The organism is Microbulbifer maximicatervae (SeqCode) (assembly GCF_052467955.1).
Map to the genome: position 1 here is coordinate 2696653 of NZ_CP174329.1, position 16509 is coordinate 2713161.

The following is a 16509-nucleotide window of genomic DNA, read 5'->3' on the forward strand; positions in this document are numbered from 1 at the left end:
TTGCGGTCTTTAGGAGGCGTCGATATCTAGGGTGGCTTTTGTTAACGTGTGTCTTGTCTAGTCCCGCTTTAGGTATAGCTGTCTTGTTAAAGATTTTTTCCCTAATTACTGTTCGTTTTTTGTAAGCCCTTGGTTGACTTTCCGGTACCTTTCCACTAGTTTCGCGACCACGATTAGAGGTGCCTTCTGCCCTGAATTGGCTGAGAAGGTTAAACGGGAAGTCCGGAAATCCGGCGCTGCCCCCGCAACGGTGATCCACCTGTATTCTGAGTGGTAAGCCCGATACCGGCCTCTTTTCTAAACACGATGGAGCGGAGGGCTACCATCTTGCAATACGATCTTTCGCGCTTCGGCGTGCCGCATTGCTATTCCTCCCTCGATCCCATGTGCTTTTGTCTTAGGGGTTGAAACTTGAAAAAATCTATATTGAGCCTGGCTGTACTGTCAGCCGTGAGCGCGCCGTCTTTTGCTGAATCCACTGTTACCGAATCTTCAATTCCAGGCCTGGAAACCGTGGTTGTTGTGAGCTCCCGTCAGGGCGAGCCGCTGCGCCAGGTAGCTACTTCAGTAACTGTATTGGATGAAGAGCAGCTAAAAGAGCGGGGATTGGTGTCCCTTGCCGATGTTTTGCGCAGTGTGCCTTCCGTGTCTGTTACCAATACAGGGGGTATGGGCAAGACAACCTCCTTAAGGGTACGTGGAGAGTCCGATTTCAGAACCTTGGTCCAGATAGACGGTATCGACATTTCTGACCCAACCGGTACCCAGGCGGGGGCTCATATTGAACATATTATGAGCAGCAACTTGCAGCGCGTGGAATTATTACGCGGTCCACAAGGTATGCTCTACGGAGCCGATGCCGGTGGTGTACTGGATATCTCGACTCGTCGCGAGGGAGAAGGGCAGCGCTTTGAGGTGTCAGCTGAGGGCGGTAGCTTCGATACTGAACGCTACAATGCCAGCGCTAGCGGAGCCAATGAAGCACTGGATTATTTTGTTTCTGCAGCGGCGGCAGAAACCGATGGTTTTAATACCAGTAGTTATGACACGGAATTGAGAGATGACGACGGTTACGATAATGAAACCTTGCATGGCCGTGTAGGTTGGAATATTTCTGAGCAGTGGCGACTTGAGGCTGTGGCGCGGGATACCGATGCTTCAGGTGAGTATGATCGCTGCGGCTGGCCCTCTCAGGATGATTGTAACTTTGATTTCAGCCAGGAAAGTGTTCGTGTCAGCTTAGCTCATAAAGGCGAAGATGGTCAGCAGGAGTTGGCTTATACACGTTCTGATTTGCAGCGTACCTATATCAGTGAAGGCGTGCCCTTTTATGAAGCGGAAGGTGATATCGAAAAGTTGAACTTCACCGGTTCCTACGGGTTTAGTCGCGAACATGGAATGGTCTACGGGGTAGAGCACCGTGAAGATACTTCGGGAGACCTGGATCGGGATCAGTGGGCAGTTTATTCCGAATATCAGGGAAGCTATGCCGATCAGGCTTATATCACCCTTGGCCTTCGCCATGACAATAACTCTGATTTTGGCAGCTACAACAGCTTCCGCGCCAGCTCAGCCTATTTATTTGAGGATGTTGCCAACGGTACGGTAAAAATAAAAAGTAGTTACGGCACTGGCTTCCGTGCCCCGAGCTTATATGAAGTTGACTACAACGCTACCGCATTCGACTGGTTAACTTTTACTCCATTAGAGTTGCCGTCTCTTAAGCCGGAAGAGAGCCGAGGCCTGGATCTTGGTGTTGAATACTTTGGTGAAAACTCTCTCTACCTGGAGTTCGTACTGTTTAAACAGGTCATGGAGAATGAAATCGGATTCGATATGGTCGACTACACAGGTTACCTGCAAAGCAGTGGAGAAAGCGTGTCCCAAGGCGCTGAGTTTGTTGTCGAAGCGCAATTGACTGACAGTCTATTGCTCTCTGCCAATTACACCTACACCGATGCTGAAGAAGCCGATGATTCTCCCCGAGCCCGCAGTCCCAAGCACTTGGCGAATCTCGGCTTCACTTATAAGCCTACTAGTGACTTGAGCCTTGTTATGAACCTGCGTTCCAGTGCGGATGTGGTAGATAGCGATGGCTCTTCGCTGGATGATTATCAAGTGCTGGATGCCAGTGTCCGTTATCAGCTGAACAACGCCACGACGGTATTTGTTCGCGGTGAAAACCTTACCGACGAAGATTATGTGGAAGTCACTGGCTATAACACTGCGGGCCTCGCCGGTTATGCTGGTGTGGAATTCAGCTTCTAAAGCACTTTCTTTTATAGGTTCTTGAACTGAGGTGGCCATGTCGGAAGACGAGCAGAAACGAAATTCCAAGCACAAGCAGGCAATGCAAAAACACAAGGAGAAGGTTGATGCCAACATTGCAGCAGCCGATATCCAGCGTGGAGTTGCTGTCCTGCTCACCGGAAATGGCAAAGGGAAGTCGAGCTCAGCTTTCGGCATGGTGATACGCGCACTGGGTTACGGGCAGAAAGTGGGTGTGGTGCAATTTATTAAAGGCGCACAGCAATCTGGGGAAGAGCTTTTCCTTAAAAACCATTGCCCGGAAGTTACTCTCTATCAAATGGGCACCGGCTTTACCTGGAATACTCAGGATCGCACCAGCGATATTGCTGCTGCAGAGAGAACCTGGGCAGAGGCAGAAAAAATGCTCACCGATACCACCTATGACTTAGTGGTGTTGGACGAACTCACTTATATGCTCGCTTACAAATACCTGGATGAGTCCAAAGTATTGGAGACTCTAGCCCAGCGGCCACAGGAACAGAGTTTGGTGGTGACTGGTCGAGGTGGTGGTAGTGCGCTACAGGAGCTAGTGGATACGGTATCTGAAGTGAAAGATGTTAAGCATGCTTTTAAAGCGGGCATCAAAGCCCGCAAAGGCGTAGATTACTAGGTTGTTTTCACTATGTCCGTGTTGATGGTTCAGGGCACGACTTCCGATGCCGGCAAGAGTACTTTGGTGGCCGGGCTCGCTCGTTATTTTTCCCAGCGCGGAGTCAGTGTCGCACCTTTTAAACCGCAAAATATGGCACTCAATAGTGCTGTTACGGTGGATGGTGGTGAGATAGGGCGGGCACAAGCGTTGCAGGCCCAGGCCTGTGGGATCGCCCCCCACAGCGATATGAACCCGGTGTTACTTAAGCCCGCTTCAGATACCGGGGCTCAGGTTATTATCCAGGGTAAAGTTCTGGGGAATATGCAGGCGCTGGATTACCACCACTATAAAGCCACCGCGCAAAATGCAGTGCTGGACTCCTTCGCACGGCTCGATGATCAATATGAGCTGGTGTTAGTTGAAGGGGCAGGTAGCCCGGCAGAAATTAATCTGCGTGAAAACGATATTGCCAATATGGGCTTTGCCGAGGCCGTTGATTGCCCGGTTATACTGATTGCCGATATCGACCGCGGAGGTGTGTTCGCCCACTTGGTAGGCACCCTCGAATTGCTGTCTTCCTCAGAGCGAGAGCGTGTCGTCGGTTTTGTGATCAACCGCTTTCGTGGCGATCTGCAATTACTTCAACCGGGGCTCGATTGGTTAGAGGAATATACCGGCAAGCCAGTTCTCGGAGTCTTACCTTATCTCCATGACCTCTACCTTGACGCGGAGGATGCCATTAGCACCCAACAGAGCGGTGCTGATGCTCGATTGAAAGTGGTAGTGCCGGTATTGCCGCGCATAAGCAATCATACAGATTTTGATGCGCTGAGGTTGCATCCGGATATCGATCTGCAATTTGTCAGTGTCCGTGAACCAGTCCCACAGTGCGACTGGATTATTCTTCCCGGCAGTAAAAATGTGCGGGCAGACTTGGCTTACTTAAAAGAAAACGATTGGCCTGCACAGTTGGATCGGCATCTGCGCTATGGCGGCAAACTAGTGGGTATTTGCGGTGGTTTGCAAATGCTGGGGAGCGAGGTACAGGACCCGGATGGGGTAGAGGATACCCTGGGCAACGAACCGGGCTTGGGTTATCTGGATTTCACAACTCGATTGCAACCAGTCAAAGCACTGAAAAATATTACCGGCTTTTTAGCTTTGGAAAATGAAGTAAAAGAAGCTACTCCTGTTCAGGGCTATGAAATCCACTGTGGTATAACAGAAGGTGTAGCTCTGCAAACTCCGGCGGTATATATCTGTGATAAAGACGGAAATTCCAGGCCTGATGGTGCAATAAGTGCTGATGGACAGATATTCGCGACCTACGTGCATGGGCTGTTCGATTCACCCGAAGCGCTGAGCGCACTTTTTGCCTGGGGTGGGTTGAAAGACTCTACGCCGTTGGATGTGGGTGAACAGCGGCAGCAACAATTGGACAGGCTGGCTGAGACTATTGCCGAGAATATCCAGGGAAACTGGCTCGAGCAATTTGAGGGAACCAGGGAGACGGCAGCGCTGCAAGAGGATACCCAGTGACTGTTACCCGTATCAAAGCATTAAATATTGCCTGGTGGTTACTGCCCACAGCACTTGCCCTTAGTTTTTCTGCTGCCGTTGCTATAGGTGCAGTGTATCTCTCACCCTCACAACTATTTGCCGCGATCAGTGGCCAGGGCGATGGTGGACTCGCTGGGGATATTGTTCAGGCAATACGATTGCCAAGGGCGCTGTTGGCGGCTGGAGTGGGTGCTGTGCTCGCCATCTGCGGGGCAATGTTGCAAGGCTTATTTCGAAACCCTCTAGCTGACCCATCCCTGATTGGTGTTACCGCAGGGGCTTCTCTCGGTGCTTGTTTGGCCATCCTGCTAGGAGCGGAGGTTGCCGCTGCGTTTGGGAGTTTGCCCGTTGTATCCATAGCTGCTTTTTTCAGCGGCCTTTTAGCGGTGACACTGGTCTACAAAGTGGCGAAAAGTATTAATGGCACTTCCGTGGCCACCATGTTGCTAATGGGGATTGCCGTTACCGCTTTTTCCGCAAGCCTGATCGGGCTAATGGAGTACTTTGCTGATAATGACACCCTGCGCCGTATGAGCCTGTGGCTTATGGGAGGGCTGGATGCAGCGAGCTATCCTCGCGCTTTTCTGGTTTTGGCCGTGCTGGGCGCTTTGCTTGCCAGTATGTCCCGCTTCGGCACCTCACTAAATGTTCTTTTATTGGGAGAATCCCAGGCGCGCCATCTCGGTATTGATGTGGAGCGGGTAAAAACCCGTTTGATAGTGCTCGTTGCGGCGGGAGTGGGCACTTCGGTTGCTGTAGCCGGCAGTATTGCTTTTGTGGGGCTGGTAGTGCCCCATATAGTGCGTTTGTGGGTAGGGCCTGATCACCGGCAGCTGCTGCCGCTTTCTGCCCTGGCTGGAGCCAGTTTATTACTAGTTTCCGATACCCTGGCGCGAACCATTATTGCCCCGGTGGAGATCCCGGTAGGGCTGATCACCGCACTGATTGGGGTGCCTTTCTTTGTTTCCTTGTTACGTAAAAGCAGGGGGGCAATTTAATGGCTCTGCTGCAGGTGGAGGGAGTTACGGTTAGTGTCGATAATCGGCCGCTGTTGCAAGATATCAACCTGGAGGTAGATGTCGGCGAGCTGGTTTGTGTGATTGGCCCCAATGGCGCGGGGAAGTCGACCCTGCTGCGTGCCCTTTGCGGTGAAGTCAGGATGGATTCTGGGCAGGTCCACTTTAAAGGTAACTCTTTTTCAAAGTTGTCCGCCCGCAATCGAGCCAGGCAAGTTGCCGTCCTGCCGCAAAATAACCCGCTGACATTTGCCTTTACTGGGCTGGAACTGGTCGCCCTCAGTCGAACTCCGCATTCCACCGGTACTGACCGGGACCGAGAAATCTGCCTGGAAGCCATGGCTGCGCTGGATGTTAGTCATTTGTCTGAGCGCCTGTACCCAACATTATCCGGCGGCGAGCAGCAGCGATTGCAGCTGGCTCGGGTGATGGCCCAGATTTGGCGTGCAGAGGATGGGGGAGAGCGGCTCCTCTTATTAGATGAGCCCGCTGCCAGCCTGGATATTGCGCACCAATATGGAATGATGAGAGCGGTAAGAGATTTCGCGCGAAGTGGCGTAGCTGTGGTAATGACGGTCCATGATCTGGCCCATGCCAGCGGCTATAGCGACAGAATCCTTGCCTTAAAGCAGGGGCAAAGTATGGCCTACGGAAATCCAGAGGATGTATTGACTGCGGAGAATATGCAGCAGCTTTACGGCTACAGTGTCACGGTGATGCCGCACCCGGTAACCGGTAAATCTCTGGTGATTGCCGATGTCTAGTGCCAGTGGTGTGCATCTGATACTAGGAGGCGCACGCAGTGGAAAAAGCCGGCTCGCGCAACAGCGCGCGGAGCAGTGGCTAAACAGCAGTAGCGATGGTGGACTTATCTACCTGGCAACGGCTACGGCGGGCGATCAAGAAATGTCTACCCGTATTGCTCGACATCAGGAAGACCGGGATCATCGCTGGCAGACCCTGGAAGAACCTATTGCACTGGCAGAGGCTCTGGTTACCGCTCCTGAGTCCCACTGTGTACTGGTGGACTGCCTCACTTTGTGGTTGAGCAACTGTCTTCATCAGGGCGTCTGGGAGTGTGAGCAAGAGGCGCTTCTGCAATGTATCGATCAGAAGCGTACTCTCGCTAACGGTAATACCCCAGCTTGGATTTTTGTCAGTAATGAAGTCGGTTCGGGTATTGTGCCCCTTGGGCAGTTATCGCGGGAATTTGTGGATGCGGCAGGTTGGCTTCATCAGGCATTAGCCGAGCGAGCTGATAGCGTCACTTTGGCAATTGCAGGTTTGCCGCTCACTGTAAAGTAGAGGAGCCTCTGAGACTGATAATGATGACAGATGAACTCAGTTGGCTCGATAAGCCTGCACCAACCCCGGACCAGAGTGCTCGCAATGCCGCGATTGCCCGCCAGAAGCAATTGATTAAGCCGCAAGGCGCACTCGGTCGGCTCGAGAGTATTGCCGTAGATTTCGCCGGATTCCAGGGCAGGGAGCAACCCCAACTGGATAAATTGTCGGTGCGCGTATTCGGTGCTGATCACGGTATTGCAGTCCAGGGAACTTCCCGATTTCCTCAGGCCGTCACTTCTGTAATGCTGAAACTATTTTGCGAGGGTGGGGCGGCTATTAATGTGTTGAGCCGCGAGCAGAATGCTGACTTTGCCGCAATTAATCTGGGTTGTGTGGTCCCCGCTGAACACCCCGACCTGATTGATGAAGTTATAGCTCCCTCTACTGCGGACTTCTCCCAAGGTAATCCCGCTATGACCCAAGCGCAGCTGGCTCTTGCTCTTGATGCCGGTCGCCGCCAGTCTACCGATGCAGATTGTTTTATTGGCGGAGATATGGGTATTGGCAATACCACTTCCGCCGCTGCCATGTTTGCCGCCCTTTTTGAGCTAGAGGTTGGCAGCATTACGGGGCGAGGAACAGGTATCGACGATGCAGTGCTCGCCCGCAAGGTGGAACTGATCGAGTTTGCTTTGGAGCAGCACCGGGCAGCGCAGGGCTCGCCACTTGCTATTCTGCAAACTTTTGGTGGCTTTGAGATTGCAGCCTTAACGGGAGCGTTTGTCGCCAGTGCCCAGCGAGGTGTCCCTGTATTGGTTGATGGTTTTATGGCGACTGCTGCGGCAGCTATTGCCGGTGCTATTAATCCGTCAGTGAAACCCTGGTTGCTCTACGCCCATCTCTCTGACGAGTCTGGTCACAAACTGGCCCTCGAGTGCCTGGGGGTGAAGCCATTGCTGAGCTTCAATATGCGCCTTGGCGAAGGCACAGGTGCAGTGTTGGCCATAAGTATTATCAAGCAAGCGCTGAACCTGCATAACAAAATGTTCACTTTCAGTGAGGCAGGAGTGCCAGTTGCAGATTGATCTTTTACGACACGGTGCCTGCGAAGGTGGAAATATTTTTCGCGGGCAGGTCGATGTGCCCCTAACCAGTGAGGGTAGGGAGCAGATGTTGCGAGGGCTTGCCGAGCTCGATGACTCCTGGGACCGGATTGTTACTTCACCCTTACAACGCTGCCAACGCTTTGCTGCTCAGCTTGCCCGAGAGAAAAAACTGCCGATTACTGAAGTTCCTGATATCCGGGAAATTGGTTTCGGGGACTGGGAGGGGCAGTCAGTCGATAAGATCTGGACTGAGCAACGAGCACTGTGTGAAGCCTGGGGGCGTGACCCGGAAAAGCACGCACCGCCGGGAGGTGAGCCCTTTCCCGTATTTCGATCCAGAGTTCTTCAAGCTGTTGATAATCTAGCCCAGCAATACTCGGGAGAGTCCCTGCTACTGGTTACTCACGGTGGTGTTATCAAGTTGTTGCTCGCGTATGCGAATAACTGGCTCCCAGTGAAAATGATTTCACTGCAAGTTAACTACGGGTTTGCCGCATCGCTGAGATACGACTCGGACAATAAGACCTTTACCGTTTCCTACCCTGAGCAGTCAGCTTATGTTTATTGCCCGTAAGTTGTACAACCTATCCCAAGCATTTCTGTATGCGCTGGTATTTCTTACCCGGCTGCCGGTGGCGGGCTTGCTGCGGGAGGTGGACAAGGAAACGGTGAAGCGGTCGATATATTTTTATCCCCTGGTTGGAGTGGTGATTGGTGTACTGTTATCCGGGGCCGCCTACCTTCTGACTCCTTTAGGTACTCAGTTACAAGCCGCAATACTATTAGGTTTCTGGGTGGTCCTGACAGGTGCACTACACCTCGACGGCCTTGCTGACTGTACTGATGCCTACTTTGCTGGACATAAGTGTGCCGATCCTGAAGAACAACGTCAGCATATTCTGAGAGTAATGCACGATCCCCACTGCGGCTCTATTGCGGTAGCAGCTGTTGTTGTTTTCCTACTGATAAAGTTTGCTGCAATAGCAACCCTGCTAGAGCTAATAAACCCGGTAACAAAAGATGCTTGGGTCTATCTGCCGTTAGTGCTCTCACCTATGTTAGCCAGGGCTGCGGCCCTGGCTTTAATAGGAGTTTCACAATACGCACGTGTTGAAGGCCATGTACCGCCCGCTGGCTCCGAGCGCCGATGGGACCTATTGCCGGTAGTTGCAATCGTAGTTGCTATTGGATGTTTAGCGGCGCCAACTCCCATTGCCATAGGCATCGTCTGTAGTTTGATTGCCCTGGTCTTATTCTGGCGTCGCCTGTGGGATAAGGCTATTGGTGGTTATACCGGCGATTGTTTGGGCGGTTTGGTCGAGATAAGTGAATTGTCGATATTGATATTATGGGTGGCAGTGGTTGCCAATGTGAATTACGGGGCTGTTTAGAAGCTCCTTAGTTATAGTCGAGTTAAAGAGATGTCTCGAAGCAGTATTGTCCGTGTTGTTTTAGCCTTGAATCTGTTATTGGTTAGTAATACTTGGGCGGATGATTCCGTGCGGGTAAAAGATGCCCGTGGCCAATGGGTTGAACTGCCTGCACCCGCAGAGCGTATTGTTGCGCTAGCGCCAAATATCGTGGAGAACTTTTACAGTGCCGGGGCCGGGGATAAGCTAATTGCTGCAGTAAGCTACAGTGACTACCCCGAGCAGGCTAAGCAATTACCGGAGATAGGTAACTATAAGGCGGTAAATTATGAAAGTTTACTATTGCTAAATCCCGACTTGATTGTTGCCTGGGGATCGGGAAATGGCGATCAGATGATCAATAAACTGGAGGATCTCGGTTTTACAGTTTTCGTATCTGAATCTCACACTCTTGAAGATATCGCTGTGAATGTAAAGCGCTTCGGTACACTTGCAGGCACAAGTGACTATGCAGATAAATCTGCCGGAGAGTGGCTTGAGCGACTGAATCAAATACAGCTCAGCCATAAGGATCTGGATCCGGTCAGTGTTTTTTATCAAGTTTGGAATGAGCCACTGCAAACACTTAATGGCGACCACCTGATTAGCGATGTTATTGAAACCTGTGGCGGCCGTAATATATTTGCCGGTGCATTGGTATTAGCACCGAAGATTAGTATTGAGTCTGTACTCGATAGAGACCCGAGAGTAATTATCGCCAGCGGCATGGGAGAAGAGCGGCCAGATTGGTTGGATGCCTGGGAAGCATACCCAAGAATTAATGCAGTTAAAGAGGGAAACCTGTTTCATGTACCACCGGATATCATCCAGCGACATACTTTTCGGGTGCTGGATGGTATGGAGATGGTTTGTGATGATTTGAATCGGGTGAGAAGAAGCGGTTAGTTTTTCTGCTTATCAGCAGGAAGACTCAGTCGCAGCGTATTATTTTGTAGATCAACTATCGAAATTGAATTTGCTGGCTAGATATTTTTATGGGAATATTTTTTGTTATTCTCTTTGTCGGAGGGCTGCTTGCAGTCCCATATTTGGCGATTAAACTAACCATACTTGAACAGGATAAAAGTAGTCAGTGGTCAACCTTCTGGAGGCTGGCTTCCGCAGACTATTATACAATGCAAAGTGTTGCAGCTATCCCAGGCACTGGTTTGTTATGTTATATATCGTTTTATCGAGGGGTGTCGACAGGAAGCTTTGAATTTATAGTAATTGCTTTTGGTTTGGCGGCTCTCATGTTGTTTTTAATTGAAGATCTTCTGAGGCAAGATTATCTTCAATTTCATATCAAAAATTTAAAGCTGTTATCGATAAGTATAACCTCTTTAATATTGACGGCTCTAGAGTTATCAATGGTTGCCACCACATTTGCTGGAGCTGTCGCTATGCTTTTAGTTTCAATTAGATGTGCTAAGAGATCTATTCTAAAATAGTCTATATCAAAGAATAACAAGTTGGTGTGAGCTGATTAAAAAGTCAGACTTAAAGTGATAGCCTTCGAGTAATCGAAGGCTATCATGTCAGGCTTGAACAACCATATTTTTAGGGTTATCCCATCAATAATAGAAATTTGCGAACTGGGATCCCTATTAGTCAGCTTCCTGATTCAATATCCACAACAACTTTCCCCATAGCTTGCCCACTTGCCAGCCGTTCATGGGCCTTGCCAATATCAGGCAAACTATAAGAAGTTTCATCAAGCACAGGTTTGAGATCGCCTGCTTCAGTAATGGCTTTTAGTGCTTTTAAAATATGTCCGTGTTCCTCACGGTGATAATTGTGTAGCATTGGAATTAACATAAAAATGACATGCAAAGACAAGCCTTTAAAGTGAGCAGACGTCAGGTCAAGTTCTACCATGGAAACGGTAGTAGCTACTTGGCCGTTGAGTTTTGCTGCCTCAAAAGAGTTCGTTATATTTGCACCACCAACTGAGTCGAATACTATATCGAAGCCTGCTCCGTTGGTGTACTTCAGTACATATGACTCAACCGATTCAGTCCGGTAGTTAATAGGCGTTGCCCCCAGTTTTTCAATCATTGCCAGTTGAGGATCTCCGGAACCTGTTGAGTAAACATCAGCACCAAAGTGACGAGCCAGTTGTACAGCTATATGACCCACACCGCCCGAGCCACCGTGGACAAGAACACTTTGTCCAGGCTTAACCCCCGCACGCTGTAACCCTTCGTAGGCGGTTATGCCTACTAAGGGCAAAGCTGCTGCTTCCCGCATGGTCAGGTTCTCGGGTTTCAGGGCAATTAAGTTCGCGTCTGCAACAATATATTCGGCTAATGTTCCCGGCAAGTCAGCCAGTCCACCTGCGCAGCCATAGACTTCATCGCCCACTTGATAATCGGTTACACCTTCGCCAATCTCTTCAACAACACCAGCGAAATCCATACCCAATATCGCCGGGGCTTTAGGTGAAAGGGGTAATGCAGGTCCCATTTGGCGAATCATGGTATCTACGGTATTGACGCTGGTTGCTGATATTTTAATCAGCACATGGCCAGCTTTGGTAGTCGGCTTGGGTACTTCAGCAGCTTCAAATACGTCCGGGCCGCCAAAGCTATTTACGATCATTGCTCTCATCTTGAACTCCCAAAAAATGTACTCTCTATAGAGTTTTATCTAAGGTCAGAAGTAAGTAGGGCACCGCAGGCTGTAAATCGTCCGATGCCCGATCGTTACTGCTAGTTTATTTTTTGTACATCCATAACCAGTTGGTTCCAGTTCCGCTGATTTTCAATATCGTGTTCCAACCCTTGTTCATCTGCGATAGAGAAGCGTTTTAGGGCAGGTGTCTTACTGGTTGCTTGATACAGCCAATAGGCCTCCGCTTTTAGCGCTTCACCGATAGGTTTATCGATTGACTCATAGACCGCCTGCTTACAGGCATTGATTGATTCCGCTGGAAATTGAGCAATTCTCTTCGCTAGGCTATCGACATACTCGCCAATTTCATCTGGCTCTAGTGCTTTGTTGATTGTGCCGAGGCTTTCCGCTTCGTCAGCATCGAAATCACGGGCGCTGAGAATAATCTCCAGCGCTTTACCCAGTCCTGTCTGCCGAGCCATCCTTGATGCGCCTCCCCCACAGGGGAGGATTCCCATACCCACTTCCATTTGCATGAATTTATATTTTCCTCGGGCTGCGAAACGCATATCGAGTGCCAAGGCCAGTTCATGGCCACCACCTCTGGCGAAGCCTTCTAGTTTGGCGATCGTTGCTTGGGGCACCTTACTGATGCGTTCACAGATAGCCTGTAAATCCAACAGTTGGGCTTCTTCGCGAGATACAGCTTCGTCAGACATATCTTTCAGTAACTCAGTATCGTAATGACATACCCAAACTTCCGGATTTGCCGACTGAAACACAACGACTTTGGTTTCTCGATCCCGTTCCAGGCGCATTGCCAGGCTGTTTAAGTCGGCCAGCATTTCCTGCCCTTGGACATTCACGGGACCAAAGTCAAATGTCACAGTTAGGATTCCGTCATCTTGCTTCGCCGAGAATGTGGTAAAACCTTCATATTTCATGGTGAATTCCTTTTAATTGATTGCGTTAACGTCTTAGGTATTTTTAATGCTGAGTTTGTCGAGAGTGTTCTCAATTTCTTCAATAAGTACCTTTCTCTTTTTCTCATCTAGCGCGTCTGGGTGTGGCTGGGACCAGTTGCCTATGTCATTGTCAAAGTATTTACCGCTAGCGTTTGAGAACTCATCATCGAGTGCCGCCCGTACCAATATATTGGCGCCGATACTTAAGTCTTTTCCTTGAGTTCCGTAAGCATCTTTCACCATTTTGCTACCCAGAAATGAGGCGGGATTGATTGCGATAAATTGCGGGGCCTTGTCGCCAAGTGAGCGGGCTAGTTGAAAGGTCCACATGGTGAGAGCCAATTTACTTTGGGCATAAGCGTCGCTGTCGGATAGTTGTTGGTGACCTTTGAGCGCTTCGATGTTTACAGTTGCTTGCGCTGCAGAGGATAGATTAATAATGCGGCCATTGGCGCTAAACAGCGGCAATAGCTGTGTCGTTAACAAGTAGGGGGCAATAGCATTTACGATAAAACGAACATCGTAACCCGTGTCGGTTATTGGGTTTTGTACTTTAAATACGCCGGCATTATTGATAAGAACATCAATACTTGAATATTGATCTTTCACCTTTGAAGCTAGTGCTAGCACCTCAGATATATTGGATAAATCTGCTCGGAATGTATTTATATGAACTTCCGGAGAGTTTTGCTTTATCACTTCTTTCGCATTCGCTAGTTTTGCATCACTACGACCATGTAAGAGCAAAGTTTGCCCCTTTGCTGCCAGTAATTTTGCAGTCTCCAAGCCGATGCCATCTGTACCGCCTGTCAATAAAATAGTCTTCTGCATTTGTTATTCCTTTACACTAAAATGTGGGAGAATGACTTCCGAAATTGCTTTAAGAGTTTCTTTAATATCTGCCTGGTTAAATCGGAGGTTCAGGGCAACGTGGTTAACACCGATCTCTTCTCGTGACTTTAGATATTTGCATAATTGATTAATGCCCAGTCGGTATCCCAAGTGTATGGGGTGCGGTAAAGCATCCGGGGTATCGCTTATATCAATATAGAGAGGCTCCATAATCGGCTTGTTAATAGTCGAGTTATTTCGCAACTGCCTAATAAATTGCTCTTGTATGGTATGTGAACGAGGATAGGTGATCCAGCCATCTCCGTTGTCACCTAGCCAGCCTGAGGATTGCTGAGACGAGCCTGTTATCAGTAAAGGCAGGCTTGTTTCTCTCGGCTTGGGCAATATGTCCAGATCGCCAGAAATTGCTCCAAAGCAACTCTGAAGTTGGGGGTAGGGCTCTGCTACACGGCGAATATATTTATAGCTCTCCCGGAACAGTTTCCCTCGCTCCTGATACGAAACATTCATCGCAGGATATTCTTCCAGACGATCGCCACTGGCGATCCCTAGAATTAAGCGTCCGCCTGAGATTTGATCAACAGAGGCTGCAGCTTTTGCGATATGCGCTGGGTGGCGTAAGGGCAAAATGATGCTGGCTACACCGAGGGTAATTTTCGATGTCTGGCCTGAGAGCAGCCCAAGGTAGACGAATGGGTCAAAAGTTTGACCCGCATCGCCAAAAGAAGGCACATTGAAGGGGACATCTCTAAGCCAAATCGCGCTAAATCCCAATTCTTCCGCAAGTTGGACTCGTTCAACATGATCAAGCATCGTTGGAACTGGGTTCGTTGCGTAATTCTCTATGGGCACCACAAGTCCCACCGAGAGCTTACCTGGCTTAAACAGGGCGTTGTAACCCGCGTTGATACTGGCAAAACCGCAGCCCTGATCTTTGTATTTAGAGTGCACCGTGGTAACTCCTATGCTTCTCTGATAGGAGAGAATTGGAGGCCAAAGCTGCTAGCCACATCACAATAGACGGCTTGTGTCTGGTTATTTTCTGCGCCGCCGTTCATAAGCACTCTTACACTCATCTTTTACCTCCCAGAAAGCCTAGGCCAGTCATCGATCGACGCTGGCTCGATCTGTGACTAAAGGCTAAAGCATTGGAATCTATGTATAAACGGCGTATAAATGGAATCAGAATTCGGTTTTTGGAGATAATAAGTGGATACAAATGGGGTTCGGCTATTCGTACTGGCTGCGGAGATGCTGAATATAAGCTCTGCGGGGCGGAGGCTTGGATTGGCCCCCTCTGTTGCCAGTGCCCGCTTGTCCAAGCTCGAAGTTCATTTGGGGGCGGACCTATTTCATCGATCTACCCGCAAGGTCTCTCTGTCGATAGAGGGGGAGGAGTTCCTGCCTTTTGCCCGGGAGATCATCGCGCAAGAGGATGCGGCTTTTGCTGCGCTGGGGCGTGGAAATTCCTCCGTGAGCGGAACGCTCAGGTTTGCGGCATCGAGCACTTTCGTTCAGCGCTTTATCGCGCCTATCCTGCCTGAATTCCTGGAAAGGTATCCTGGAGTCAACATAGAGCTGAAGCTCTCAGACACACAAGTCAACCTTATCGAGGGCGGCTTTGATTTGGCACTACGCAATTATGCGGTTGAAGACAGCAGTTTAATTGGTCGGAAGCTTGCGGATGACAGGCGAGTTCTATGCGCTTCTCCCAGTTACTTGAAAATATATGGTGTTCCCGAAAAGCCGGAGGAGCTAGTTGCACATCAGCTTTTGGCCTTTATCAATTCAAAACCCAGGAAACTCATATCTGCGAGCGATCAGACTACTTATCAATTCCCACCTTCAAACAGCAAATCTCGAGTGACTTGTGATGATGGCGCCAGCATGCGAATCGCTGCAAAAGCAGGGGTGGGAATTTGCATGAGTTCTGTCTGGAATATCCAAGCAGAAATTCTGGAGGGTTCTCTGGTTCGAGTGCTGCCAGAATATTATATAGATGATCAATCAGCCATTTGGCTCGTATACCCAAAGTCCAATGTTTTGACATCTAAAGTGCGAGTCTTTATTGACTACCTGATTGAGAAAATCGGAAAGCCGCCGGTTTGGGAACAGTAGATTGTTGCTTCATCAAAAGGATTCCACTTCACATGGGTTTGTACAAGCTCTGTTCTGCATAGGATAGGTAGGTTAATTTCGCTCCTTAAGGGGGAAGATCTCGGTGCTCAGCTAGAGGTCTTTTTTCTTTCAGGTAATGATTCACGGCTTGATGCGGCCTCCCTTTTCCAATCTGGTAAATTCTCTATCTGTTAAGAATATATCCATTTACAGGATATCTTATACGTCTAGTAGTGATACTTCAATTGTATAAACCAACCCCTCTCAATTTAAAAGGCCAAAATCTAAAAAAATATGCCCAAAACCTAAAGGTCGCACTGCGAACTGCGTGTAGGCTTCAGTTTTAGAACAAACTGGGAACCTTTTGGATACTTTAGGTCATACGATCCACGGACTTTGGTATTTTTATAGTCTTTCCTTTACGTATGAAGTTGGGGTAGGGCATTTTTCAAGTCAAGCTTCCTAAGAATTTGGCTTTATTAATTGGATTCAAAAGATTAATTCAGTTTGTGTTCACAGATACAGACCTATAAACAAGTCAGGGTTAAGGGTGGTGGGCAAGATCTTTACCTTGGCGTGTTTGATAATAGTAGGCGGACTAGTGCTTATTTTTAGAGGCACAAAATATAGATTTAGTAGTTTTACATTCGTCGTAATAAATTTCTATAAATAGCATTTATT

General features: G+C 49.1%; 16 protein-coding genes and 1 riboswitch. Of the genes, 12 read left to right on the plus strand and 4 right to left on the minus strand.

All coding sequences use genetic code 11. The annotated features are described in order from the left end of the window. The first annotated feature begins 160 nt into the window (after nt 1-160). A riboswitch (cobalamin riboswitch) is annotated at nt 161-308 on the plus strand. Between the two features lie 103 nt (nt 309-411). From ACJJI5_RS11610 to ACJJI5_RS11660, 11 genes are all read left to right on the plus strand, one after another. After that, the gene (locus ACJJI5_RS11610; protein ID WP_445354063.1) at nt 412-2268 is read left to right on the plus strand and encodes a TonB-dependent receptor plug domain-containing protein; all 1857 of its coding nucleotides are present in this window, start codon (nt 412-414) and stop codon (nt 2266-2268) included. 37 nt (nt 2269-2305) lie between these two features. Next, nucleotides 2306-2920 (plus strand): cob(I)yrinic acid a,c-diamide adenosyltransferase, encoded by a 615-nt coding sequence (gene cobO / locus ACJJI5_RS11615; RefSeq protein WP_445354064.1) that lies wholly within the window; start codon nt 2306-2308, stop codon nt 2918-2920. Between the two features lie 12 nt (nt 2921-2932). Beyond that, nucleotides 2933-4441, plus strand: a complete 1509-nt coding sequence (locus ACJJI5_RS11620) for a cobyric acid synthase (RefSeq protein ID WP_445354065.1) — start codon at nt 2933-2935, stop codon at nt 4439-4441. Further along, nucleotides 4438-5460, plus strand: a complete 1023-nt coding sequence (locus tag ACJJI5_RS11625; RefSeq protein ID WP_445354066.1) for a FecCD family ABC transporter permease — start codon at nt 4438-4440, stop codon at nt 5458-5460. Before ACJJI5_RS11620 ends, ACJJI5_RS11625 begins: the two co-directional genes overlap by 4 nt. Continuing rightward, complete coding sequence (locus ACJJI5_RS11630; protein WP_445354067.1) at nt 5460-6242, plus strand: heme ABC transporter ATP-binding protein; 783 nt, start codon at nt 5460-5462, stop codon at nt 6240-6242. Before ACJJI5_RS11625 ends, ACJJI5_RS11630 begins: the two co-directional genes overlap by 1 nt. Then, nucleotides 6235-6783 (plus strand): bifunctional adenosylcobinamide kinase/adenosylcobinamide-phosphate guanylyltransferase, encoded by a 549-nt coding sequence (cobU, locus tag ACJJI5_RS11635; protein ID WP_445354068.1) that lies wholly within the window; start codon nt 6235-6237, stop codon nt 6781-6783. The genes ACJJI5_RS11630 and cobU overlap by 8 nt, the downstream gene beginning before the upstream one ends. Before the next feature lie 20 nt (nt 6784-6803). Then, nucleotides 6804-7850 (plus strand): nicotinate-nucleotide--dimethylbenzimidazole phosphoribosyltransferase, encoded by a 1047-nt coding sequence (gene cobT, locus ACJJI5_RS11640; protein WP_445354069.1) that lies wholly within the window; start codon nt 6804-6806, stop codon nt 7848-7850. Beyond that, entirely contained in the window at nt 7840-8445 is a 606-nt protein-coding gene (locus ACJJI5_RS11645) for a histidine phosphatase family protein (RefSeq protein ID WP_445354070.1), read from the plus strand. The genes cobT and ACJJI5_RS11645 overlap by 11 nt, the downstream gene beginning before the upstream one ends. Further along, nucleotides 8429-9262 (plus strand): adenosylcobinamide-GDP ribazoletransferase, encoded by an 834-nt coding sequence (cobS, locus tag ACJJI5_RS11650; RefSeq protein WP_445354071.1) that lies wholly within the window; start codon nt 8429-8431, stop codon nt 9260-9262. Before ACJJI5_RS11645 ends, cobS begins: the two co-directional genes overlap by 17 nt. 30 nt (nt 9263-9292) lie before the next feature. Next, entirely contained in the window at nt 9293-10186 is an 894-nt protein-coding gene (locus ACJJI5_RS11655; protein WP_445354072.1) for a cobalamin-binding protein, read from the plus strand. A gap of 89 nt (nt 10187-10275) precedes the next feature. After that, nucleotides 10276-10731 carry a hypothetical protein gene (locus ACJJI5_RS11660; protein ID WP_445354073.1) on the plus strand — a complete coding sequence of 152 codons (456 nt, stop codon included), beginning with the start codon at nt 10276-10278 and terminating at the stop codon, nt 10729-10731. A 160-nt stretch (nt 10732-10891) separates the two neighbouring features. Here ACJJI5_RS11660 and ACJJI5_RS11665 read toward each other — a convergent pair whose 3' ends face one another. From ACJJI5_RS11665 to ACJJI5_RS11680, 4 genes are all read right to left on the minus strand, one after another. Further along, nucleotides 10892-11890, minus strand: coding sequence for a zinc-dependent alcohol dehydrogenase family protein (locus tag ACJJI5_RS11665; protein ID WP_445354074.1), 999 nt, complete (start codon nt 11888-11890; stop codon nt 10892-10894). A gap of 101 nt (nt 11891-11991) precedes the next feature. Next, nucleotides 11992-12837 (minus strand): enoyl-CoA hydratase/isomerase family protein, encoded by an 846-nt coding sequence (locus ACJJI5_RS11670; RefSeq protein ID WP_445354075.1) that lies wholly within the window; start codon nt 12835-12837, stop codon nt 11992-11994. Between the two features lie 33 nt (nt 12838-12870). Next, nucleotides 12871-13689, minus strand: coding sequence for an SDR family NAD(P)-dependent oxidoreductase (locus ACJJI5_RS11675; protein WP_445354076.1), 819 nt, complete (start codon nt 13687-13689; stop codon nt 12871-12873). A gap of 3 nt (nt 13690-13692) precedes the next feature. Beyond that, nucleotides 13693-14661: an LLM class oxidoreductase gene (locus ACJJI5_RS11680; RefSeq protein WP_445354077.1), complete on the minus strand. Its 969-nt coding sequence runs from the start codon at nt 14659-14661 to the stop codon at nt 13693-13695. A gap of 258 nt (nt 14662-14919) precedes the next feature. Here ACJJI5_RS11680 and ACJJI5_RS11685 point away from each other — a divergent pair, with 258 nt between their 5' ends. Next, nucleotides 14920-15828, plus strand: coding sequence for a LysR family transcriptional regulator (locus ACJJI5_RS11685; RefSeq protein WP_445354078.1), 909 nt, complete (start codon nt 14920-14922; stop codon nt 15826-15828). Nucleotides 15829-16509: the final 681 nt, after the last annotated feature.

What these genes read in the sequence shown, in the direction of transcription:
- cobO (WP_445354064.1), top strand. Translation starts at nt 2,306, where the DNA reads ATGTCGGAAGACGAGCAGAAACGAAATTCCAAGCACAAGCAGGCAATG.
- ACJJI5_RS11620 (WP_445354065.1), top strand. Translation starts at nt 2,933, where the DNA reads ATGTCCGTGTTGATGGTTCAGGGCACGACTTCCGATGCCGGCAAGAGT.
- ACJJI5_RS11630 (WP_445354067.1), top strand. Translation starts at nt 5,460, where the DNA reads ATGGCTCTGCTGCAGGTGGAGGGAGTTACGGTTAGTGTCGATAATCGG.
- cobU (WP_445354068.1), top strand. Translation starts at nt 6,235, where the DNA reads ATGTCTAGTGCCAGTGGTGTGCATCTGATACTAGGAGGCGCACGCAGT.
- cobT (WP_445354069.1), top strand. Translation starts at nt 6,804, where the DNA reads ATGATGACAGATGAACTCAGTTGGCTCGATAAGCCTGCACCAACCCCG.
- cobS (WP_445354071.1), top strand. Translation starts at nt 8,429, where the DNA reads ATGTTTATTGCCCGTAAGTTGTACAACCTATCCCAAGCATTTCTGTAT.
- ACJJI5_RS11655 (WP_445354072.1), top strand. Translation starts at nt 9,293, where the DNA reads ATGTCTCGAAGCAGTATTGTCCGTGTTGTTTTAGCCTTGAATCTGTTA.
- ACJJI5_RS11660 (WP_445354073.1), top strand. Translation starts at nt 10,276, where the DNA reads ATGGGAATATTTTTTGTTATTCTCTTTGTCGGAGGGCTGCTTGCAGTC.
- ACJJI5_RS11665 (WP_445354074.1), bottom strand. Translation starts at nt 11,890, where the DNA reads ATGAGAGCAATGATCGTAAATAGCTTTGGCGGCCCGGACGTATTTGAA.
- ACJJI5_RS11670 (WP_445354075.1), bottom strand. Translation starts at nt 12,837, where the DNA reads ATGAAATATGAAGGTTTTACCACATTCTCGGCGAAGCAAGATGACGGA.
- ACJJI5_RS11675 (WP_445354076.1), bottom strand. Translation starts at nt 13,689, where the DNA reads ATGCAGAAGACTATTTTATTGACAGGCGGTACAGATGGCATCGGCTTG.